This is a genomic window from Leucobacter albus (assembly GCF_039528015.1).
Classification (GTDB): Bacteria; Actinomycetota; Actinomycetes; order Actinomycetales; family Microbacteriaceae; genus Leucobacter; species Leucobacter albus.
Window position 1 is genome coordinate 60,141 of sequence record NZ_BAAAKZ010000009.1, and the last position, 21,111, is coordinate 81,251.

Here is a 21,111-nt window from a genome sequence, read left to right on the forward strand (position 1 = left end):
CGCCCGCCTCCGAAAGGATGCGAGCGGCGACCTACTTCTGCGATGGCCTGCGCCGGTCGGATTACTGCACGCCCTCGGCTTCTCGCAGCGCTCGCGCGAGCTCGCGCCGTTCGGCCTGTTCAGCGGGATTGGGCACGGGCAGTGATGCGAGCAGTCGCTGCGTGTACGTCTCACGCGGCGCCCGCAGCACCTCCGAGGTTGGCCCGCTCTCGACGAGCTCGCCCCGGTACAGCACCCCGACGCGGTCGGCGAGCGCGTCGACGACCGCGAGATCGTGCGTGATGAACAGCGACGCGAACCCGAGCTCGGCCTGCAGCTCGGTGAACAGCTCGAGCACGCGCGCCTGCACGGACACGTCGAGCGCGCTCGTCGGCTCGTCGGCGATGAGCAGCTTCGGGTCGAGCGCGAGCCCGCGCGCGAGCGACGCGCGCTGGCGCTGCCCGCCCGACAGCTCGTGCGGGTAGCGGTCACCGTAGGCGCGCGGCAGCTGCACCGACTCGAGCAGCGCGTCAACGCGCGGCCGGGCCGCTTCGAGGCTCCGCGCGACGCGGTGTACGAGGAGCGGTTCGGCGACATTCTCGGCGATCGTGAGCAGCGGGTTGAAGCTCGACGCCGGGTCTTGGAACACGAAGCCGATGCTCTTTCGCAGCGGCCTGAAGGAGCGTTCTTTGAACCCGACCATTTCGTGGCCGAGGACCGAGAGCGAACCACCGGTCGCGTCGGTGAGGCCCGCGATCGCGCGACCGATCGTCGACTTCCCCGACCCAGACTCCCCGACGAGGCCATAGACCTCGCCCGCGCGAATCTCGAAGTCGACGCCCTTGACGGCTTTGAAGCCGGGCCGGCCGAGCCTGCCGGGGTATTGGATCTCGAGGCCGCGCGCGGTCACGAGCGGCGCCGCTTCGGCAGCCGCGGCTGCTTCACCCGCAACCGCCGCGCCCGCCGGGGCGCGATCGGCGGCGGTGATGCGGCCATCGCCGAGCTTCAGCACCGCACCAAGCAGCTGCTTCGTGTAGTCCTCCCGCGGGTTCGCGAACACCTCGGCGACGGGCGCCTGCTCGACGACCTTCCCCTGATACATCACCGCGACATCGTCGGCGAGGTCGGCGACGACGCCCATGTTGTGGGTGATGAGCAGGATCGCGGTGCCGAGGTCGTCGCGAAGCTTGCGCAGCAGGTCGAGGATCTCGGCCTGCACCGTCACATCGAGCGCGGTCGTCGGTTCGTCGGCGACGATGAGACCGGGCTTCAGCGCGAGCGCCATCGCGATCATGACGCGCTGCTTCTGCCCGCCCGACAACTGGTGTGGGAAGTAGTCGACCCGCTCCTCGGGGTCTGGCAGCCCGACGAGTGCGAGCATCTCGATCGCCCGCGCCCGAAGCTCCTTCTTTGAGAGCTTGTCGTGGGCGCGCAGCCCCTCGGCGATCTGCCACCCGATCGTGTAGACCGGGTTCAGCGCTGTCGAGGGCTCCTGAAAGACCATCGCGACGTCGCGACCGCGCACGGCCCGCAACGCGTCTGCAGACAGCTGCAGCACGTCGCTCGATCCACTGCCGTCGCGCGCGGCGAGCAGCACGGAGCCGCGAGCAACCGCGGTCTCGGGCAACAGCCCGAGCACGGTGCGCGCCGAGACTGTCTTGCCCGAGCCTGACTCGCCGACCACGGCGAGCACCCGTCCGGGCTGCACCGCGAGCGAGACGCCGTCGACCGCTTTCACGTCGCCGTGGTCAGTCGCGAACGTGACCTCGAGGTCACGAATGTCGAGTACGTGGTTCATCGCGCACCCCCTTCGGATGGAGTTGAGCCGTCGCCGGTCAAGCTGTCGGTTGCGACCGTTTCGGTCATCGCGGTGTTCGCGACGACACCGCTGCCAGCCTTCGCCTTGCGGCGGCTGCGCAGGCGCGGGTCCGCAAGATCGTTCAGGCTTTCACCCGTGAGGGTGAGGCCCATCACGACCAGGACGATCGCGAGGCCGGGCCACAGGCTCGTCCACCACACGCCGTTCGTCACGTCGGCGATGGCCTTGTTGAGGTCGTAGCCCCACTCCGCCGCCGAGTTCGGTTCGATGCCAAACCCGAGGAAGCCGAGGCCGGCGAGAGTGAGGATCGCCTCCGACGCGTTCAGGGTGAACACGAGCGGCAGCGATCGGGTCGAGTTGCGCAGCACGTGCTTGAACATCACGCGAGCCCGGCTCGACCCGATGACGCGCGCCGACTCGACGAACGCCTCAGCCTTCACACGAACCACCTCGGAGCGCACGACGCGGAAGTACTGCGGAATGAACACCACGGTGATCGACAGCGACGCCGCCCAGATGCCGCCCCAGAGGCTCGATTGGCCCCCCGAGATCACGATCGACAGCACGATCGCGAGCAGCAGCGACGGGAACGCGTAGATCGCATCGGCGATCATGACGAGCACGCGGTCGAGCACGCCACCGAGGTAGCCCGATACGAGGCCCAACATCGTGCCGACAAAGATCGAGCTGACGACCGCGATCAGGATCACGAGGAACGCCGTGCGGGCGCCCCACACGACGCGAGACAGCACGTCGTATCCCGCGATCGTCGTGCCGAAGGGATGCGCCGCGGACGGCGCCGTGAGCGAACCGAAGTCGCCGTCGGGCCCGCTGAGCGCGGAGTACGAATAGGGCGCAATCAGTGGCGCGAACAGCGCCACGACGGCGAACAGCACGACCAGCACCAGCCCGGTGACGAGCATGCCGCGCTGCAGGCCGACGCTCTGCCTGAGCTGCTTGACGAGCGGCAGGTTGTGCCAGCCGCGCTCGCGCGGTGCGCGGGTGGGAATGAGTTGCGTAGTCATGTCAGTACCTCACTCGCGGGTCGATGAGGGCTGCGACGACGTCGACAATGAAGTTCGACAGCGCGACGATAACGGCGAGCAGGGCAACAATGCCCTGCACCGCGACGAAGTCACGTGCGCTGAGGTAGTGGGCGAGCTGGAAGCCCAACCCCTTCCACTCGAACGTCGTCTCGGTGAGCACCGCGCCGCCAAGTAGCATCGCGATTTGTAGCCCGATGACGGTGATGATCGGGATGAGCGCCGGGCGGAACGCGTGCTTGGTCACGAGCCTGAACTCGGTCACGCCGCGTGAGCGGCCCGAGTCGATGAAGTCGCGCCCGACGGTCGCGATCATGTTCGTGCGCACGAGCCTGAGGAAGATGCCCGCGGTCATCATGCCGAGCGTGAGCGCCGGGAGGATCGCGTGCGAGAGCACGTCGAGGACATTGCCGGCGTTGCCCGTTCTGATCGCGTCAATGAGATAGATGCCGGTGGGGTTCTCGAGCATTTGCAATTGCAACTCGGTCGCGATCGACGCTCTCCCCGAGACGGGAAGCCAGCCGAGCCACACCCCGAAGATGAGCTTCATGATGAGGCCCGAGAAGAACACCGGTGTCGCGTAGGTGAAGATGGCGAACACCCGGAGCACGGCGTCTGGGCCGCGGTCGCGGTAATAGGCCGCGAGCATGCCGAGCGGAATGCCGACGAGCAGCGCGACGATGAGCGTGTACACCGCGAGCTCGAGCGTCGCAGCGCCGAACGTCACCAGTACCTCGGTCACCGGGCGACGGTCGCTAAAGGTCACACCGAAATTCCCGGTGAACACCTGGCCGAGGTATTCAAAGTATTGGACGAGCAGCGGCCGGTCGTAACCCGCCTCAGCCACGCGCTTGGCAAGCTCGGCGGGAGGCAGGCGATCGCCAACCGCTGCGGTGATCGGGTTGCCGAGCGTGCGCATGAGCAGAAAGACCATCGTCACCAGAATGAAGACGGTGGGAACGATGAGTACCGCGCGCCACAGAATGAAGCGGCCGAGCCCACCGCCCTTTGCCTTGGAAACAACGCTCTCAGTCGGGAGCGCCTCAGTAATTGCCATGTTGGCTCCTCACACACGGTGACAGCGGGCGGGCGCGACGCCCCCGCCCGCTGCCGACACCGAGTTACTTCGTGAGCGAACCGAAGCGGAACTTGAACGACGCGTCGAGCGTCACCCCGTCCACCCCGTCGACGGCGACCGCGACCTGAGCACCCTGCTGCATCGGTAGCGTCGAGAGGTTCTCAGCGAGCAGATCCTGCGCCTGTTCGAGCAGCGCGGCACGCTCAGTCTCGTCACCGGTCACACGCTGCTGGTCGATCAGCTTCGTCACTTCTGCGTTCTCGAAGTGGTTCACCAGGAAGTTGTCTGGCGAGAAGAACGGCGTGAGGTAGTTGTCTGGGTCAGAGTAATCGGGGAACCAGCCGAGCTGGTGAGCCGGGTAGAGATCTTTCACGCGATCTTCCGTGTACTGACCCCACTCGGTCGACTGGAGGTCAACCGTGAACAGCCCGTCGGCCTCGAGCTGCGCCTTGATCTGCGCGTATTCCTCAGCCGACGCGGCGCCGTAACGCTCACCCGCGTACTGCAGGCTCAGGTTCACCGGAGTCTCAACGCCCGCGTCTGCAAGGCGCTTCGCCGCGCGCTCGGCGTCTGGGCCACCCTCACCGTCGCCGTACAGGCCCTTGAGCGACTCGTTGGCGCCGAGCAGCCCCTCGGGAATGTACGAGTAGAGCGGGGTGTAGGTGTCTTTGAACACACCCGTCGAAATCTTCTGGCGGTCGAGCGAGTCTGCGACGGCCTGGCGAACGGCGAGTGCCTTGGCCGGGTCTGCTCCCTCGACCCCGGTGCCGAACGGCATGGTGTTGAAGTTGAAGACGATGTAGCGAATCTCGCCACCCGGGCCCTTGATGACGTTCAGCCCGTCGGTGCCCTCAAACTTCTCGACATCGGTCGCCGAGATGTTGCGGAAGGCAACGTCGACGGCCTTCGTCTCGATCGCCTGGCTGAGGTTCGACTCGTTTGCGAAGTACTTCATGTTGATCGAGTCGGTCTTCGGCGCGCCCCACAGCCCCTGATAGCCCTCGAACGCCTTATAGGCGATGAGGTTGCCCTTGTCGTAGTTCGTCACCGCGTAGGGGCCGGCAAACGGGTTCGCCGCGACAAGTTCCTTGTCATCAAGGATCGCATCGGCTGGGAAGACGTCTTCGTCGACGATCGGGCCGACGGGGCTCGAGAGCACCTGCGGGAACGTCTGGTCGTTCTCAGACTTCAGCTTGAAGACGATCGTGGTGTCGTCGGGCGTCTCGATGCTCTCAAGGTTCGCGAGCAGGCTCGACGGACCGTTCGGGTCTGCGATTGCGACCTGGCGGTCGAAGGTGAACTTGACGTCGGAGCTCGTCAGTTCGTTGCCGTTTGCGAAGGTCAGGCCGGGCTTGAGGGTGACCGTGTACTCGGTCGGGGCCGTGAATTCGGCCGACTCTGCAATGTCGCCCTCGACGGTCGACTCGCCGACCGGGTTATTGAGCAGGAAGGGGTAGACGTTCGTCATGACAGCGAAGGATCCGTTGTCATAGGCGCCAGCAGGGTCGAGCGAGGTGACGACTTCGGTCGTGCCAATCGTGATAGCGTCGCCCGTCGCGCCGCCGCCGGAGTCGCCAGAATCACCGGTGGAGCATGAGCTCAGCAGGAGTGCCGCGGTGCCCGCGAGGGCGACCGATGTGAACAGTCGTTTCTTCAATTCTTCCTCCATTGGAAACCCATGCGCTCTACGTCGCGCGCATCGATTGATTGCGGTTCACCTCACACACTAGTGGGCCACTGCCCCGAGCGAGAATACGCTCGTAACAATGGCCCACCAATTGTGACCTGCGCACAGCCTCAGCGTGCTGTGGCTGGCATTTTCTAGCCGTTTGCCCCTGCCTGGCCCCCACCGGCGAACGGTGCGGCACCGGGCGCGGCGAGCGGCGTGTGCGCCACGTGATCGCCGCTGCGGCCGTGGCCGAGCTCGATCGAGGCGCCGGGAATTGCCGCAAGGAGGTTCTTCGTGTACTCCATCTGTGGGTTCTCGAACACCTCCTCGGTGGTCGCCTGCTCGACAATCTTGCCCTGCTGCATCACGCAGACTCGGTCGGCGATCAGCCGCACAACAGCCAGGTCGTGCGTAATAAACAGGTAGGTCAGACCCAGGTCGCGCTGCAGCTCGGCGAGCAGGTCGAGCACCTGCGCCTGCACGAGCACGTCGAGCGCCGACACGGCCTCGTCGAGCACGAGAATCTCGGGCTTGAGCGCTAGGCCGCGCGCAACCGCGACGCGCTGACGCTGGCCGCCTGAGAGCTCGTTCGGGTAGCGCGTCGCGAGTTCGCGCGGCAACGACACCTGATCGAGCAGTTCGTCAACGCGCCGCTTGCGGCTCGCCATGTCGCCGATCTTGTGGATGTTCAGCGGCTCCATGATCGTGTTGCCGATGTTGCGCAGCGGGTCGAGCGACCCGTACGGGTCTTGGAACACAGGTTGCAGCTTTCCGCGCAGCTCGAAGAGCTCGCGCGGGCTCAGCGACCCGGTCTCCTTACCATCAATGCGCACGGTGCCAGACGTCGGTTTCTCGAGCTGCAGCACCATCTTTGCGATCGTCGACTTGCCCGACCCAGACTCGCCGACGAGCGCGAGCGTCTCGCCCTTGCGAATGGTGAAGTTCGCGCCGTCGACGGCGACGAAGTCTTCGTGGCCGAAGTTGCCCTTGCGCAGCTTGTACACCTTGCGCAGGTTCTCGACCTCGATGACGGGCTCGCCCGGCTTCGTTTGCCGCGACTCCGCAACCGCGAGCGCCGCGACGTCGAAGGTGCTCGTCGGGGCCGCGGGCAGCGCTGCGCTCGCACCGATGCGGCGGGAGGCAAGGCTGGGGGCAGCGGCGACGAGCCGCTTCGTGTAGGGGTGCTGCGGATCCTGAAGAATCTCGCGACTCGGGCCCGACTCGACAATGTTGCCCTTGTACATCACGATGAGCTTCTCAGCGCGCTCCGCGGCGAGGCCGAGATCGTGCGTAATGAAGACCACGGCGGTGCCGAGCTCGCTCGTGAGCGTCTCAAGATGGTCGAGCACAACGCGCTGCACGGTGACGTCGAGCGCGGAGGTCGGCTCGTCGGCGATGAGCAGCTGCGGGCTCGCCGAGAGCCCGATGCCGATGAGGGCGCGCTGCTTCATGCCTCCGGAGAACTGGTGCGGGTACTGCCGCATGCGACGCTCGGCGTCTTGCAGACCTGCCTGCTCGAGCACCTCGATCGCGCGCGCCTTGGCCTCTTTCTTGGTCTTGGCGAGCCCGTTCGCACGAACGGCCTCCTCGACCTGGAAGCCAATGGACCACACTGGGTTGAGGTTCGACATTGGGTCTTGCGGAACGAGCCCGATCTCGCGGCCGCGGATCGACTCCATCTCGCGCCGGCCGACACCGACGAGCTCTCGCCCGTTCCAGCGCACCGAGCCGTCGGTGATCTTGCCCGTACCGGGAAGGAGGTTGATGACCGCGTGCATGGTTGTCGATTTACCGGAGCCCGACTCACCGACAATCGCGACGGTCTCTCCTGGGTAGACATCGAAGCCGATGCCGTGGATGACCTCGTTGGGTTGCTTCTTGGTGCCGAACGCGACGCGAAGGTCGCGAACGCTGAGCAGCGGCTCGTTCATCGCGGCGCGCCCTTCCTGCGGGGTTGTCATTTCGTCACTCATCGTCGGGCCCTCGCCTTCGGATCGAGCGCGTCGCGCACGACCTCGCCCAGCATAATAAAGCCGAGCACGGTGATCGTGAGCGCGATCGACGGGTAAATGAGGTTCTGCGGCCTGGTGCGCAGCTGCGTTTGAGCCGCGGAAATATCGTTACCCCAGCTGAGGAACTGCCCCGGAGGGAGCCCAACACCAAGGAACGACAGCGTCGCCTCGGCAACGATCGCCGCCGACAGTGACAGCGTCGTGACCACGATCACCGGAGCGATCGAGTTCGGCAGCACGTGCTTCACGAGGGTCTTGAACCGTGAGAGGCCCAGGGCCTCGGAGGCCATCACGTAGTCGCTGTTCTTCACCCGGAGAATCTCGGCGCGCAAGATACGCGCCGTCACCGGCCACGAGAACGCGCCGATCGCTAGCGCGATGACGAAGATGTTGCGGTGCGCGGAGAGCACGCTCATCACGACGACGGCAGCGAGGATGTAGGGAATCGAGAAGAAGACGTCGCCGAGACGCGACAGCACCGTGTCGACCCAGCCGCCGAAGTACCCGGCGAGCGCGCCCATGATCGTGCCGACCACAAAGGTCAAGACGATCACGGAGAGGCCGACCGAAACGGAGGTCGACGTGCCGTGAATCACACGGGAGTAAATATCGCAGCCCTGCTTGTCGAAGCCGAGCGGGTGGCCAGCTGCCGGGTCTTGGTTCGAGAACGCAAGCGAGCAGGAGCGCGGATCGATCTGCGTGAATAGCGTCGGGAACGCCGAAACGACGAGCACGAGCAAGATGATCACGGCCGAAATCCAGAACATCGGGCGCTTGCGCATATCGCGCCAGGCGTCGCTCCAGAGCGTTGCCTTCTTGCCCTCGACCCGCACCGCATCGACTGCGGCGACGGGGGTCTCTTCGACGGGCGCCACGAAGTGCTCGAGGCGGGGGTTCTGTGCGTTGTTCTTAGGCTCAGGCATAGCGAATCCTCGGGTCAAGCACGGCGTAGAACAGGTCGACGACCAGGTTCACGCCCAGGTAGACGAGCACCATCACCGTGACGAACGACACGACGGTCGCGTTCTCACCGCGAATGATGGCCTGGTAGAGCGTGTTACCGACACCCGGCACGTTGAAGATGCCCTCGGTCACGGTCGCGCCGACGAGCAACACACCGAAGTTCGCGGCGCTGTTCGTGATCGTCGGAATGAGCGAGTTACGCAGCACGTGCACGGGCACAACGCGGCCGCGGGACAGACCCTTGGCGTATGCCGTGCGCACGAAGTCTTGGTTCAGCGTATCGATCACTGAGGAGCGCGTCAGGCGCATCGAGGTCGCGTACAGGCTGATGCCGAGGACAATCGCGGGGAGCAACAGCGCCTTGATCGAGGTGTCGGAGCCGACCGTCGCGGGGAACCACTTGAGGTTCAACCCGAGGGTGTACTGCGCGATGAACGCGATCACGAAGATCGGCACACTCATAAAGACGAGGCCGATGATGAGGTTGACGTTGTCGAACAGCTTGCCCTTGCGCAGACCCGAGAACAGACCGATGACGACTGCGAGGATGAACTCGATCGCGATCGCCATGATCGCGAGCGTCGCCGTGATCGGGAAGGTGCGAGCGAGGATATCTGCGACCGGTTGGCCCGAGAAGCTCGTGCCAAAGTCGCCGACGAAGACGCCCTTGAGGTAGATCAGATACTGCACGATGAACGGCTTGTCGAGGTTGTACTGCTCGTGCAGTCGCTCGAGCTGAGCGGCGCTCGGGGTCTTGTCACCGAACATGGCGAGGATCGGATCGCCTGGCATGGCGAAGACCATGAAGTAGATGAGGAAGGTGGTGCCCAGGAGCACAGGGATCACCTGCAGAATACGGAAAATAATGTATCTCAGCACGTCACTCCCCCTCGTTGCTGAATGTGGGTAAACATAATGCGTATTTCTCTCGCAGTTGTGGCGCGAAGCGGAACGAGAACCACGGTGTTCTCTCGTTCGCAAGATTGGGATCCGTTCGGGAGCATCGCGCTCCCGAACGGGCCGAAGCCCCGGACGCGCAGTCCGGGGCTTCGGTGAAGCAATTGCTTACTTCTTGGTGATCTCGTTGTACAGCGGAACCGAGTTCCAGCCGAACGTGACGTTGTCAACGTCGGTGCCGAAGCCGCCAACGACGTTGGAGTACCACAGCGGGATCGCCGGGAGATCCTGCAGCAGAATCTCCTGCGCTGCCTCGAACTTCGCGTTCGCGGCGTCGACGTCGCTCTCGGAGAGGCCCTCTGCGAGCAGCGCGTCGAACTCGGGGTTCGAGTAGTCGCCGTCGTTCGAGGCTGCGCCGGTCTGGTAGAGCGGTGCGAGGAAGTTGTAGAGACCCGGGTAGTCAGCCTGCCAGCCGGTGCGGAACGCGGTCTGGATGGTGCGGCCGGTGACCTCGGAGCGGATCTCCTGGAACGTCGCGTAGGGCTTGCCCGATGCCTCGATGCCGAGGGTGTTCTTCACGCTGTTGGTAACAGCGTCGACCCAGGCCTGGTGCCCGCCGTCGCCGTTGTAGGCGATCTCGAGCGAGCCCGACCACGGAGCGATTGCGTCGGCCTCAGCCCACAGCTTCTTCGCCTGCTCGGGGTCGTACTTCACCGAGGCGACGTTCTTGAGGTCGTCGCTCCAGCCGTTGATCACCGGCGAGGTGAAGTCAACGGCGGGGGTGCGGGTGCCGTCGAAGATCACGTCGGTGATCTCGTCGCGGTCGAACGACATCGAGATTGCCTGGCGGCGCAGCTTGCCCTCTTCGCCGCTGAAGTGCTCGAAGGTCTCCGGGATGGTGAAGGTCTGCACGATCGCTGCGGCCTGGTTAACGGTGCGGCCGTCAAGGTCGGTCTCGTAGCTCGCGAATGCCGACTCGGGGATGGCGTCGAGCACGTCGAGCTTGCCGTCCTGCAGGTCAACGTACGCCGCATCCTGGTTCGCGTAGAAGATGATGGTGAGACCGTCGTTGGCTACCTCGCGGGGGCCAGCGTAGTCCTCGTTCTTCACGAGCTCAATCTGCACGTCGTGCTGCCACGCCGAGTCGCCTGCGAGCTTGTACATGCCGTTACCGATCGGGGCCTGGCCGAACTCAGCGGTCACCGCACCCTTGTCGTCGAACGCCGCTGCGGGCAGCGGGTAGAACGACGAGTAGCCGAGCTGCAGCGGGAAGTCTGCCTGCGCGTTGTTCAGCTTGACCACGAACGTGGTCTCGTCGACGACCTCGAGGCCGGTGAGCTCCGAGTCCTCAGCCTCGTTGAAGCCCTGAATGTTCGCGAACCACGATTGGTTCTTGCGAGCGTTCGATGCCTGCGCCGCGTCGTTCCACGCCTTAGTGAACGACTCAGCGGTGACGGGGTCTCCGTTGGTGAACTTCGTGCCACCCTTGATCTTGATCGTGAACTCAGTCGAGTCGGCGTTTGCCTCGATCGACTCAGCGAGCTCGTTCTCCGGGGTGCCGTCAGCCGAGTACGCGACGAGACCCGAGAACATGACGTCAAGAATCTTGCCGCCACCGACCTCGTTGGTGTCGCTAGGGATCAGGCCGCTTTCCGGCTCCGAGCCGTTCGTCGTGACGAAGGCGCTGCCGCCGCCCGTCTCTCCACCCTTGTCGCCTCCGCCGGTCGAGCAACCGGCAAGTGCCAGGGAGCCCGCTGCGGCAAGGGCAACAATGCCCAGCCCGATGCGTGAACGCTTCACTGGTTTCCTCCTTGTATTGACCCTGCCCCATACATAAAACACGTGCGATGCACATCGGAAAATGGGTGCAGAGTATGTAGGTATTTCCGTTGAGCAGTTTAGGCCACAGCTCGCAGGCTATGCGAATCTTGTGACCCCTCGTGACTCACTCGTAACCGAGCGACGATGCGCGGCCAAAGCAACGAACGATGTCGCGTGAAAACTTGTGCGAAACCTGCAATACATGCGGCATACCGCGGCTGTTGGCCTCCATAGACAGTAGGCAGCCACTCCGCGCGAAGCGATCTCGAGATGCCGCCCCTATGCCGGCCGCAACCAGCCCGGCTACGCTGAGACCGTGACCGCACACCACCGACAAATCGCGCCGCCCGCCCAACGCCCGAAGCTGCGCTGGGAGCTCGCGATCGTGCTCGCGCTCTCGTTCGGCTACGCGGGCGCGCGGGCGATCATCACGATCTTGGAACGCCTCGCGCAAGAGACAACCCTCGCGAACCAGACCGCGACCATCAACCGACCGCTCTCAAACCAGCAGTACTTCGACCTCGCCTATCAGATGCTCGGCATCGTCGGCGGGCTCGCACCCGTCGCGCTCGTGGCTTTTCTGCTGTGGCGCGACCGAAAGCCCCACCTCGGCGACCTCGGCCTCGGGGCGCGCCCGCTCAGCCTGACCGGAGCGCCAGGCGGCACGAGCTTCGCGCAGTTCGCCAGCGGGCGCGGCGGCTGGCCGTGGCTGCGCGAGTCTGGGCACGGGTTTTTGCTCGCGGCCACAATCGGCATACCGGGGCTCGCGTTCTACCTGTTCGCGAAGTGGATCGGCATCAACACCACCGTCGTGCCCACGGCGCTCGACGCATACTGGTGGACAGTGCCCGTGCTGGTGCTTCAGGCGCTGCGCGCGGCCGTGACCGAAGAGCTCATCGTCGTCGCCTACCTCTTCGATCGGCTCAAGCGGCTCGGGGTCGGCATCTGGGCCACGATCATTGCGAGCGCGCTGCTGCGCGGCAGCTACCACCTGTATCAGGGCTTCGGTGGCTTCATCGGCAACGTCGTGATGGGCATCGTCTTCGGCTGGGCATACCAGCGCTGGGGTCGATCCCTCCCCCTGGTCGTCGCGCACCTGCTGCTCGACATCGTCAGCTTCGTCGGCTACCCGCTCGCGCTCGCGCTCTGGCCGCAGCTCTTCGGCTAACCACGCTGCTAACCACGCGCCGAACGCGGCCGAGCCGCGCCTGCCACCCAGCGAGCGCCCCGGCCGCTTGAGCGCGGCGAGCGCGATTGTGCTCGCCGCGCCCGATTGCCCTAGAGCGGCTTCACGCTGTCGGCGACGGCCTGCATCAGGCCCCAGACCTCGTCGTAGAGCTCGGGGTCAGCCGCGCACGTGCCCGCCGGCCGCACAACCGTCCACTTGCCGTCTTCGCCCTGCTCGATGCCCCAGGGGCTCTGCAGCTCCGGGCTGCGCATGGCCGCGCACGAGTCGGGGAACGAGTTCATGAGCCCGCTCTCGAACATCACCCGCACAGGCGGGCCGGCGATGTACTGCCACTGCGGTCGCGTCAGCTTCTGCGACGAGTCGACCGAGATGTTCGCGTACGAGATCTCCATGTGAATGGGGTTCGGGCCGACGTCAACCTTGGGAGCCTCGTCAGTGACCGGCTTCTCGGTTGTCGGCTCTGGCGCCTCGGTCTCAGGCTCTTCGGTGTCGGAGGGCTGTGGAGCAGGCGCCTCGCTCGTCGGTTCGGGCTTCGCCTCGTCGCCGCGCAGTGCGTTCACCACGATGAGCGAGCCTACGAGGGCGATTGCAGCGACGGCTCCGACAATGATCCAGGGCAGGGCCGCGACCGATCGCTTCCCGCCTGCCGGCACGGGGCGGGTCTGCAGATCGTCAGGGGCGCTGCGCTGCGCGCGGGCCCTCGGTGAGACCGGCTCGGGGGCCTGAATGCGCGGCCTGACCGGAGCAGGCGCCGGGGTCGCCGCTGCCCGCTGTGCGGTGCCAATGGCCGCGGTTGCGGCGGTCGGAGCTGCTTCGTGCGGCACGGCCCTCGGCGCAGGTTCGGGGCTGGCCTGAGTGCGCTTGGGCACAGCCGGTGCCGGTTCGAAGGCGCGCGTAGCGGCCGTGGTCGCGTCGTCGTTGGCCGCCGTCTCGACCGCGCCAGTCTCGGCGTCGTCGGAGTCAAGCGGGCCAAAGAGTTCTTCCAGGGGGTCTCTACTCACACGAACAGCCTAAACGACTTCACCTGAATTCCCAGATCGAGTCGGCGCCGCGCCCGGCTCCCACCGCCCGCTACGCCGCGTCTCCCCAGGCCTCGAGCAGCGCGCTGATGTGGGGCGTGTCAGTGCCGCAGCAGCCGCCCCAGGCCGTCGCACTCGGGGCGAGCTTAGCGACTCGCACGCAGGCACTGGCGAACGATTTCGGCGGGTCACCCGCGCCTGCTTCACCCTGTCGCGCGGCATTCAGGCGACACCCGAGCAACCGGCTCGTCTCGGGTGCGGCCGTGTCGAGCCCCGCGGCCACCTCGTCAGGGTGCCCACAGTTCACCCCGTACCCAAGCGCGGAGCACGACGTCGCGCGATCGACCGCCGCGACGAACTCATCCCAGCGGGGGCCGACGGCACCGTTCACCGAGATCTCGGGGTCAGGCGCGAGCTCGACAACGGGGCGGTAGTACCCGCGCAGCGCCGCGCGCCCCGCTTGCTATGCCCGCTCGGCGACGAGCGCTCGCAGGTGCTCGCGGCGATGCTGAAACGCTGCCACCCGCTCCTCGTGGCGAGCCATGATGCCGGCGTCTCGAAGCGCGAGCGTGCCGGGGTCACCGCGTTCGATTCCCGCGCTCCAGCGGCTCGCGATGAGCTCCATGCGACGGGTGACCGCGTCGAGCAGGTCAGAGCCGTCGACCCCGCCATAGGCCGCGGCGAGCAGCGCGACGCGATCCGCCGCCTCGTCGAACGGAATCTCACGCAGCAGCGGCACCCCAGACCAGGCGAGGAACGCGAGGTCATCGAGCGGCAGCCCGGGCCCCGCGCGATCCCAATCGATCATTCCCGCGAACTCGCCCCCGACCACCACCCAGTTGTAGAGGCCCGGGTCGTTGTGGCAAATGATCTCGCCTCGTGCGCGGTCGAGCGGCTGCACGCCCTGGCGCCAGTTGTCGTGCACAGGGCGAAACTCGGCGACGGCATCGTGGAAGCGACGCAGCCAGGCCCCCGCCGCCGCGAGTGCGGCGTCTTCCACCTGCTCGCGCTCGGGGTCGAGCGTCTCGCCTGGCAGGTAGCTGAGCACCTCGCGGCCCTCGTCGTCGATGCCCACTACCTCGGGAATGCCATCGAGCCCACGCTGCGCGAGAAAACCGAGGAGCTCGTGCACGGCCGGCGTCCACGGGCCCGTCGGCCGGTGCACTCGGGTCTCGCCGGTCGCATCGCGCACGCGCCAGACGCCGCCTGAGCCGCCAGGAAGGTGTTCGCTGTGTTCCACAACTCCGAGCCTAGAGGTACTCGCGCCCGGCTGGCGCGCTCGCGCGTCAGACCCGTCGAATTCTGTCTCGCACGTCGCGAATTTCCTGCAGGTTGATCGGCGAGGTCGGCGGCGGTTCGCCGTGCATCTGCACGTGCAGGCTCTGCATGCGCGTGTCGAGCTCTGCCGCGGAGTCGGCTGCCTGCTTGAGCTCTGCCATCATCTCTTCGGGAACCTGGCGCTGATACTTGTAGTAGATCTTGTGTTCGAGACTCGCCCAGAAATCCATCGCGATTGTGCGAAACTGCACCTCGACGGGCACGTCGACGCGGCCGCTGGAGAGATAGACCGGCACCGAGAGGATCGCGTGCAGGCTCTTGTACCCGTTGGGTTTGGGGTGCTCGATGTAGTCTTCGACCTCGAGCACCGTGATGTCGTCTTGCTGCGTGAGTAGCCCGAACAGCCGGTACACGTCACGAATGAATGCGCAGGTGACGCGCACGCCCGCGATGTCTTGAATCTCGCGCCGAATCGCGTCAATCTCGGGCGTCACGCCGCGGCGTTCGACCTTCGCGAGCAGGCTGTCTGCGCTCTTCACCCGACTCGAGACGTGCTCGATCGGGTTGTACTCGTGCATGTGCACGAATTCTTCCCTGAGAATTGCGAGCTTCGTCTCGATTTCTTGCATGGCGAAGCGGTATTCGAGCATGAAGCGCTGCAACTCGCCGCCGAGCGAGCGAAGCACACTCGGCGAAATCGTGATCTCGTCTCCGACAGCGGAGGTGTCGCCCACAGCGGCGAGGGCCGCTCGCGGAATCGGTGCGGTGTTGCTCATAGTGCGAGGCTAACCCCAGGGCTTTTGAAACGCCTGTGATTTGACGGGTGTTTCATCACGGTCGCCCCTGCCCCCGCGAGTGCGCCAGTGAGCGCACCAGAAACTCGCGCAGCACCCCCATGTCGATCTTGGTGAGCCGGGTGAGGTACAGGCACACCTTGCTCGCCCTGTGCTGGCCGAGCGCGTCGATAAGGTCTGGCCAGAGCTCTGCGAAATCTTCGGGCAGGTAGAGCGTGTGGCGCTGCTGGCCTGTCGCGAAGGCGATCTCGGGCATGCGGCCGCCGTGCCCGCTCTCATAGCGGTATTCAACCTCGCCAAAGCCAATAATTCTGCCGGCCCACACGACGGGCTCCAGCCCACTCACCTCGCGGTGCAGCTCCAGCAACTCGTCTGCCTCGGCCCGGCGGGGGCCCGTGACCTTATCGAAGACTTCGCCGACGGGCATCGCCGAAGGCGACATCGCAGGCTCTTTCGCCGCCACTACGCTCCCCCGTGCTCCGCGCGAAACACGTGCACCAGCGCATTCGCGTGCCCGTGCCCCATGCCCTGATCCTTCAAGAAGGCGACCTGCTCCATGTGCTTCTCGCCGGCGTGCGGGCCCAGCAGCGCGATCCACTCGTCGATCGATTTGCCGTATTTCTCTTCGATCGACGGAAAATACGACTTCGGGCCCTTCACGGCTTCGCTCACGCTGCCTCCTCGGTGTGCTGGGTGCGAGAATCTGAACGTAGCACGCTAGATGACTGCGCAGGAAAACGCCCACATCACGCCGTAGCGGTCGAAGACCTGACCGTACCAGTCGCCCCACGGGGCCTGCTCGAATGGCATGCCGAGCGAGCCGCCACCGGCCGTCAGCCTGTCGATGTAGAGCTGCGCCTCTTCGGGGGTGTCGGTCGTGTAGAGGAGGGAGTAGGCGGTGCCGCGAACCGGGTAATCGGTGCCATGGTCCATCACATCGCCGCCCGTGATGATGCCGGCAGGCAGGGTGAGCGACGCGTGCGCCACGGCGTTGGGCGGCGGGTCGAACGGCAGGTCTTTTAGCTGCGCTTCGCCGTAGCGAATGATCTCGAGGCTGCCCCCAAACACCTCGTGCCAGTGTTCCATCGCCTCAGCGGTGGTGCCGGGGAGCGCGATATAGGTCGCGAGCATGTGTGCCATGAGGGTTCCTTCGACAGTGACGGGATGCACCCAGTATCGCGCGGATCACCGGTTTACACAGCCCATCAACAGATTTTCTTCAGCCGATTATCAGCCCACAAATGTCGGCTGACGGTGCGCGATCACGGAGCGGCCCGTACACTTTTGACATGGCTTCAACGATCGCAGCAACCCGCATGACCTTCGCGCTTGACTGCCCCGATGCCGTCGCCCTCGCCGAGTTCTACGCTGCCTTGCTGGGGTGGCGCGTTGACCGAGACCCCACCGATGACGGCTGGGTTGAGGTGCACCCGCCCATAGCCGACGCAGGCGCGTCGCGGCTCGCTTTTCAGCAGGTGTCGAACTACCGCGCGCCCGAATGGCCTGACGGCCCGACGCCGCAGCAGGCCCACCTCGACTTCTCAGTGCCTGACCTTGATGGCGCCGCCGCCGTGGCCGTCGGCCTCGGCGCGGTGCGCCACTCTGTGCAACCGAGCGAGACCGGCAACTGGGTGGTATTCAGCGACCCTGCCGGCCACCTGTTCTGTCTCTGCCGTCACAGCGATTAGCTCTCCCACGGGGGCCCTGCTCGCCGAAGCGCTCAGGGCTCGGTACTATCGCTACAGAGCGCAATGACACACTCCGAGAACACTCCACCAGAGCCGTCGGTCGCCGCAGCCCTGCCGGGCACCAACGCGGCGGCGAGCAGCTTGCCGTCGAACACGGCGCCGGCGGGCACCGCACCGGCGAGCACCCAAACTATGGCCGACAGCTGGGGTGCTTCCGTGGCGCTCTTCGCCGCTGGCTCGCTGTTATGGCCGCTCGTGTTTTTTCTCGCGTTCTTTGCACGCGCAGGTATGCTCGCTGCCGATAACAACAGCCTGCCGCATTACGGCGGCGCTTGGAACGAGATCATCGAGGTCGTCGCGATCTCGGGCAGCTACGTCGGCTGGGTGGCGCCGTCGCTCCTTGCGCTCCTCGTTGGCCTTGGCTTTCTCGTGACCCCAACAGCTGACGTCGACAGCCAGTCAGTGCTCAAACCGCTCCCCTTTGTCGCCGCCCTGATCGGCGGGTTTATGCTCGCGTGGACGGTGCTGTCAGTCGTCGTGCTCGCGACCCATGCCCCGACCGCGACGAGCGAGGGCGGCCAACAGCTCTGGGGTCTGATGCTCATGACACCGGTCGCGATCGTGCTGTCGCTCGTGCTCGGTCGACTCGATTTTCGGCCAGCCGCGCGGCGCGCAGAGCTACTGCAGCGCGCAGTCACCAAACTCGAGCGCGAGCACGAACACCTCGTCGACGCGCCCCGCTTCTATCGCGGCCCCGCCGTCGTGGCGCACGCCGCCCGTTCGCCGTGGCGGCGACCGCTGGTCGTGCACGGCTGTCTCACCGTCGTCGTATTCTTCGCGTTCTGGCTAGGCCACGGCGAGCCGCCGTCGGCAGCGCTGCTCGAAGCAGGTTACCTCTTGGCTTTGGGCGCGCTCATGTTCTTCGTCGTCGCGATTATTCAGCGCGACCTCATCGATGCGCGGCTCGCCGCGCTCGCAGGCCACGAGGTGCGAAGCAAGCTCGAGACTGTTGGCGGCGTCGTGCTCGCCGTGCTCGTCGCGCTGCTGCTCGTGTACAACCTGTGGTTTGTGCTCTCCGGCATTCGCCCGCCGTTCTTGCCTGTGCTCTACGCTGCTGCGTTTCTCGCTGCGGTGTGGATCGCGAACCCGCTGACGCTCAGGCGCTCAGCCTGGCCCGCGCAGGTGTTGCGCGAGCGCGAGCGCGCACTCGAACGCATGCGCGCTCGCCTCGCCCAGCTCACCGGGAGTTAACCGTCAGCCCCGTCGGCGTCGCCAGCGCTCGCAGGCGCCCACGAACCAGCCTAGCCAGCCTGCGAGCAGCGCGGTGCCGCCCCGTGCACGCCTCCCCGTGCAGGCCTCCCGGTAGCGCGGTGCCGCCCAGCACCGCGCTACCGGGAGGCAAGCGCTATTCGCTGGTCGACCCGGTCACCAGGTCGCGAACGACGTTCTTGCGCACCTTGCCCGTGGTGGTTTTCGGGAGCTCGGCGATGAATTCGACGCGCTTGGGCACCTCGAACTTCGCGAGGTGCTCTTTCGCGTAGGCGATGAGGTCGCCCGCGAGCGCCTGCTGCGCGAGCCGAAACGCCGTCTCGTCGACCTCGCTCGCCTCGGGCAACGAGTCGACAACGGCGACGAGTGTCACGGCCTCGCCCCAGTACTCGTGCGGCGTGGCAACGACGCAGCACTCCACGACGCCGGGCGCCGACGCCATCGTGCGTTCGACCTTCATCGACGAGACGTTCTCGCCACCAGACTTGATGATGTCTTTCGACCGGTCGGTGAACCAGATCACGCCCTCCTCGTCGATGTGCCCGATGTCGCCGCTGTGAAACCAGCCGTGTTTGAACGCCGCTTCGTTCGCGTCTGAGCGCTTCCAGTACCCGGCGGTAACGTGCGGGCCGCGATACACAATCTCGCCGACCTCGCCGGGCGGCAAGATGTTGCCGTTCTCGTCCATGATGCGGGTGCGCACGGTGGTCGCTGACATGCCCCACGACGCGTTCTTCGTGTGCCGGTGCTCTGGCCGCTGATACGTCGTTGCGGGAATCACCTCGGTCTGGCCGGAGCCGAGCAGCTTCAGCGCGTTCGGCATCATGACGTCCATGCCTGCGAGCACGCGTTCGGGCATCTGCGCCATCGCGTACATGGCGGTGTCGATGCTGCTGAGGTCGCGCGCCTGGCGGGTGAACTCCGCGATCATCGCCGCCCACATCATCGGCAGCCCAGTGAACATTGTTACCCGCTCAGCCTCCATCGTGTCGAGCACCGCCGCCGGGTTGAACCCGTTGTGCAGCACGATCGTGCCGCCCACGGCGAGCACCGGCTTCGTGAGCGTGTTCAGCGCGGTGACGTGGAACAGCGGCAGCACGACGAGCACTGTCGGCGGCCGGCGCACCCACGACTCGCCGACGGTCAGAGCGTTGTTCATCACCCCCGTTACGACGGCATTGTGCGTTGCCAGGGCGCTCTTGGGGGCCGCTGTGGTGCCCGAGGTGTACAGGCACTGCACGACGTCGTCGCTCGCAATGATGATGCGCAGCTCGCCGTCGACCTCGGTCGCACGCAGGCTCGCGAGATCCACCACTCGCGCGCCGTCGACGGCGATCTCCTCCTCGCTCACCCGATGCACGACGATGGTGTCGAGCTGCGCGCCCGCGGCGAGCGCGCCCCGCACGATCGGCAGCAGCGTCTCGTGCACGACCGCGTGCCTCGCCTCGGCGTCGCCGAGAATCCAGGCGATCTCCTGCGGCGTCTGCCCGTAGTTGATCGGCAGCACCACGCGGCCCGATTTCGCGATGCCGAAGTAGGTTGCGAGAAACTCGTAGCCGTTCGGCATGAACACGGCAATAGGGTGCCCCTGCTCTGGCGCGCCGTCGAGCTCGATGATGCCCCGGGCGATGGCCTCGGCATCGTGTTCAAACTCGGCATAGGTGATGCGCCGGTCACCGTCAACGACGGCAACCCGCTCGGGCGACACGTCGGCCGTGCGCGTGAGCATGTCGCCGACGGTGTTGCGGGTTGCGATGTTGAGATCGAAGGGGTCGACCGTACTCGTAGCTGGTTTCATTGCCTGTCTCCTTTGACTGGGCGTCGTTGGGTGTGGGTGAATCGGGGAGGGTGAGTTGAGGCGCGAGCAGCGGGGCGGTGCACGGCGCGGGGGCGGATCGCCTGGCGCTACACGCGGTAGCCATCCATGCGGGCGAGCACCTGCAGCATGACCTCGTCTGCGCCGCCGCCGATCGAACTGAGCCTCGCGTCGCGATAGAACCGGGCCGTCCAGCTGTCTTCCATGTAGCCGAGGCCGCCGTGAAACTGCATCGCGGCGTCGGCGACGTTGCGATACGTGCGCCCGGCGTGCAGCTTGCCGACGGTGGCCTCTCGCGTAATGTCTTCGCCGGCGTTGAGCATGCGACACATCTTCTCGTTCATCGCCTTGAGCAGCTCGACGTCTGCGGTGAGCTCGGCGAGCTTGAAGACGGGGTACTGGCGCGTGGCGAGCGGGGCCCCGAACACCTCGCGCACCCGCAGGTAGTCGCGGGTCTTCGCGAGCGCCCACTCGGTGCCGCCCACGATCGAGAAGCAGGCCGAGAGTCGTTCGATGATGAATTGGCCCATCTGCTGCTGAAAGCCGCGGCCAATCTCGCCGATGGTGTTCGACACGGGTACCCGCACGTTGTCGAGGCGCAGCTCGGCGGTGTCGCTCGAGCGGTTGCCGAGCTTGTCGAGCTTGCGCACGATCTCGAAACCAGGCAGCCCCGCCGGCACGATGATCTGCGACATGCCTTTGTAGCCGCCCTCGTCGCCCGTGCGCACGAGCATGCAGAACCAGTCGGCCTGCGTCGCATTCGTGATGAACGTCTTC

At 65.8% G+C, this 21,111-nt stretch carries 20 protein-coding genes; 3 read left to right on the plus strand and 17 right to left on the minus strand.

Annotated features, from left to right (window positions below; all coding sequences use genetic code 11):
- Nucleotides 1-61: 61 nt before the first annotated feature.
- From ABD115_RS10795 to ABD115_RS10830, 8 genes are all read right to left on the minus strand, one after another.
- A complete protein-coding gene (locus tag ABD115_RS10795; protein WP_343960758.1) occupies nt 62-1,777 on the minus strand; it encodes a dipeptide ABC transporter ATP-binding protein in 1,716 nt (571 codons plus the stop codon).
- The gene (locus ABD115_RS10800) at nt 1,774-2,823 is read right to left on the minus strand and encodes an ABC transporter permease (protein ID WP_343960759.1); all 1,050 of its coding nucleotides are present in this window, start codon (nt 2,821-2,823) and stop codon (nt 1,774-1,776) included. The genes ABD115_RS10795 and ABD115_RS10800 overlap by 4 nt, the downstream gene beginning before the upstream one ends.
- Before the next feature lies 1 nt (nt 2,824).
- Nucleotides 2,825-3,898, minus strand: a complete 1,074-nt coding sequence (locus ABD115_RS10805) for an ABC transporter permease (RefSeq protein WP_343960760.1) — start codon at nt 3,896-3,898, stop codon at nt 2,825-2,827.
- A gap of 64 nt (nt 3,899-3,962) precedes the next feature.
- Nucleotides 3,963-5,588, minus strand: a complete 1,626-nt coding sequence (locus ABD115_RS10810) for an ABC transporter substrate-binding protein (protein ID WP_382389465.1) — start codon at nt 5,586-5,588, stop codon at nt 3,963-3,965.
- A 152-nt stretch (nt 5,589-5,740) separates the two neighbouring features.
- A complete protein-coding gene (locus ABD115_RS10815) occupies nt 5,741-7,549 on the minus strand; it encodes a dipeptide ABC transporter ATP-binding protein (RefSeq protein ID WP_343960762.1) in 1,809 nt (602 codons plus the stop codon).
- A gap of 8 nt (nt 7,550-7,557) precedes the next feature.
- Nucleotides 7,558-8,523: an ABC transporter permease gene (locus tag ABD115_RS10820; RefSeq protein ID WP_343960763.1), complete on the minus strand. Its 966-nt coding sequence runs from the start codon at nt 8,521-8,523 to the stop codon at nt 7,558-7,560.
- The gene (locus ABD115_RS10825; protein WP_343960764.1) at nt 8,516-9,442 is read right to left on the minus strand and encodes an ABC transporter permease; all 927 of its coding nucleotides are present in this window, start codon (nt 9,440-9,442) and stop codon (nt 8,516-8,518) included. The genes ABD115_RS10820 and ABD115_RS10825 overlap by 8 nt, the downstream gene beginning before the upstream one ends.
- A gap of 186 nt (nt 9,443-9,628) precedes the next feature.
- Entirely contained in the window at nt 9,629-11,260 is a 1,632-nt protein-coding gene (locus ABD115_RS10830; RefSeq protein WP_343960765.1) for a peptide ABC transporter substrate-binding protein, read from the minus strand.
- 337 nt (nt 11,261-11,597) lie between these two features.
- On the opposite strand from ABD115_RS10830, the gene ABD115_RS10835 reads away from it, so the two are divergent.
- Entirely contained in the window at nt 11,598-12,449 is an 852-nt protein-coding gene (locus ABD115_RS10835; protein WP_343960767.1) for a CPBP family intramembrane glutamic endopeptidase, read from the plus strand.
- Between the two features lie 110 nt (nt 12,450-12,559).
- Here ABD115_RS10835 and ABD115_RS10840 read toward each other — a convergent pair whose 3' ends face one another.
- The 7 genes from ABD115_RS10840 to ABD115_RS10870 all read right to left on the minus strand — a co-directional run bounded on the left by ABD115_RS10840 (nt 12,560) and on the right by ABD115_RS10870 (nt 16,701).
- Nucleotides 12,560-13,471, minus strand: coding sequence for a hypothetical protein (locus ABD115_RS10840; protein WP_343960768.1), 912 nt, complete (start codon nt 13,469-13,471; stop codon nt 12,560-12,562).
- A gap of 70 nt (nt 13,472-13,541) precedes the next feature.
- Nucleotides 13,542-13,880, minus strand: coding sequence for a homocysteine S-methyltransferase family protein (locus ABD115_RS10845; RefSeq protein WP_343960770.1), 339 nt, complete (start codon nt 13,878-13,880; stop codon nt 13,542-13,544).
- A 72-nt stretch (nt 13,881-13,952) separates the two neighbouring features.
- Nucleotides 13,953-14,729 carry a phosphotransferase gene (locus tag ABD115_RS10850; protein ID WP_343960771.1) on the minus strand — a complete coding sequence of 259 codons (777 nt, stop codon included), beginning with the start codon at nt 14,727-14,729 and terminating at the stop codon, nt 13,953-13,955.
- A 46-nt stretch (nt 14,730-14,775) separates the two neighbouring features.
- On the minus strand, nt 14,776-15,417 hold the full coding sequence (locus ABD115_RS10855; protein WP_343960825.1) for a GTP pyrophosphokinase: 642 nt from the start codon (nt 15,415-15,417) through the stop codon (nt 14,776-14,778).
- A gap of 181 nt (nt 15,418-15,598) precedes the next feature.
- On the minus strand, nt 15,599-16,003 hold the full coding sequence (locus ABD115_RS10860; RefSeq protein ID WP_343960772.1) for a DUF1801 domain-containing protein: 405 nt from the start codon (nt 16,001-16,003) through the stop codon (nt 15,599-15,601).
- 20 nt (nt 16,004-16,023) lie between these two features.
- Nucleotides 16,024-16,233 (minus strand): DUF4287 domain-containing protein, encoded by a 210-nt coding sequence (locus tag ABD115_RS10865; RefSeq protein WP_343960774.1) that lies wholly within the window; start codon nt 16,231-16,233, stop codon nt 16,024-16,026.
- A gap of 45 nt (nt 16,234-16,278) precedes the next feature.
- Entirely contained in the window at nt 16,279-16,701 is a 423-nt protein-coding gene (locus ABD115_RS10870) for a VOC family protein (RefSeq protein WP_343960775.1), read from the minus strand.
- Between the two features lie 149 nt (nt 16,702-16,850).
- On the opposite strand from ABD115_RS10870, the gene ABD115_RS10875 reads away from it, so the two are divergent.
- Both ABD115_RS10875 and ABD115_RS10880 read left to right on the plus strand, forming a co-directional pair.
- Entirely contained in the window at nt 16,851-17,249 is a 399-nt protein-coding gene (locus ABD115_RS10875) for a VOC family protein (protein ID WP_343960776.1), read from the plus strand.
- Between the two features lie 63 nt (nt 17,250-17,312).
- Entirely contained in the window at nt 17,313-18,500 is a 1,188-nt protein-coding gene (locus ABD115_RS10880) for a hypothetical protein (RefSeq protein WP_343960777.1), read from the plus strand.
- Nucleotides 18,501-18,654: 154 nt separating this feature from the next.
- Here ABD115_RS10880 and ABD115_RS10885 read toward each other — a convergent pair whose 3' ends face one another.
- Together ABD115_RS10885 and ABD115_RS10890 are read right to left on the minus strand one after the other, a co-directional pair.
- Nucleotides 18,655-20,316, minus strand: coding sequence for a class I adenylate-forming enzyme family protein (locus ABD115_RS10885; protein WP_343960779.1), 1,662 nt, complete (start codon nt 20,314-20,316; stop codon nt 18,655-18,657).
- Between the two features lie 107 nt (nt 20,317-20,423).
- Nucleotides 20,424-21,111: acyl-CoA dehydrogenase family protein (locus ABD115_RS10890; RefSeq protein WP_343960781.1), on the minus strand; the 688-nt coding region annotated here is incomplete at its 5' end.

Coding starts and splice junctions, on each gene's coding strand:
- ABD115_RS10800 (WP_343960759.1), bottom strand. CDS start 2,823: ATGACTACGCAACTCATTCCCACCCGCGCACCGCGCGAGCGCGGCTGG.
- ABD115_RS10820 (WP_343960763.1), bottom strand. CDS start 8,523: ATGCCTGAGCCTAAGAACAACGCACAGAACCCCCGCCTCGAGCACTTC.
- ABD115_RS10795 (WP_343960758.1), bottom strand. CDS start 1,777: ATGAACCACGTACTCGACATTCGTGACCTCGAGGTCACGTTCGCGACT.
- ABD115_RS10805 (WP_343960760.1), bottom strand. CDS start 3,898: ATGGCAATTACTGAGGCGCTCCCGACTGAGAGCGTTGTTTCCAAGGCA.
- ABD115_RS10880 (WP_343960777.1), top strand. CDS start 17,313: ATGACACACTCCGAGAACACTCCACCAGAGCCGTCGGTCGCCGCAGCC.
- ABD115_RS10885 (WP_343960779.1), bottom strand. CDS start 20,316: ATGAAACCAGCTACGAGTACGGTCGACCCCTTCGATCTCAACATCGCA.
- ABD115_RS10855 (WP_343960825.1), bottom strand. CDS start 15,417: ATGCTCGAATACCGCTTCGCCATGCAAGAAATCGAGACGAAGCTCGCA.
- ABD115_RS10860 (WP_343960772.1), bottom strand. CDS start 16,003: ATGTCGCCTTCGGCGATGCCCGTCGGCGAAGTCTTCGATAAGGTCACG.
- ABD115_RS10870 (WP_343960775.1), bottom strand. CDS start 16,701: ATGGCACACATGCTCGCGACCTATATCGCGCTCCCCGGCACCACCGCT.
- ABD115_RS10815 (WP_343960762.1), bottom strand. CDS start 7,549: ATGACAACCCCGCAGGAAGGGCGCGCCGCGATGAACGAGCCGCTGCTC.
- ABD115_RS10810 (WP_382389465.1), bottom strand. CDS start 5,588: ATGGAGGAAGAATTGAAGAAACGACTGTTCACATCGGTCGCCCTCGCG.
- ABD115_RS10875 (WP_343960776.1), top strand. CDS start 16,851: ATGGCTTCAACGATCGCAGCAACCCGCATGACCTTCGCGCTTGACTGC.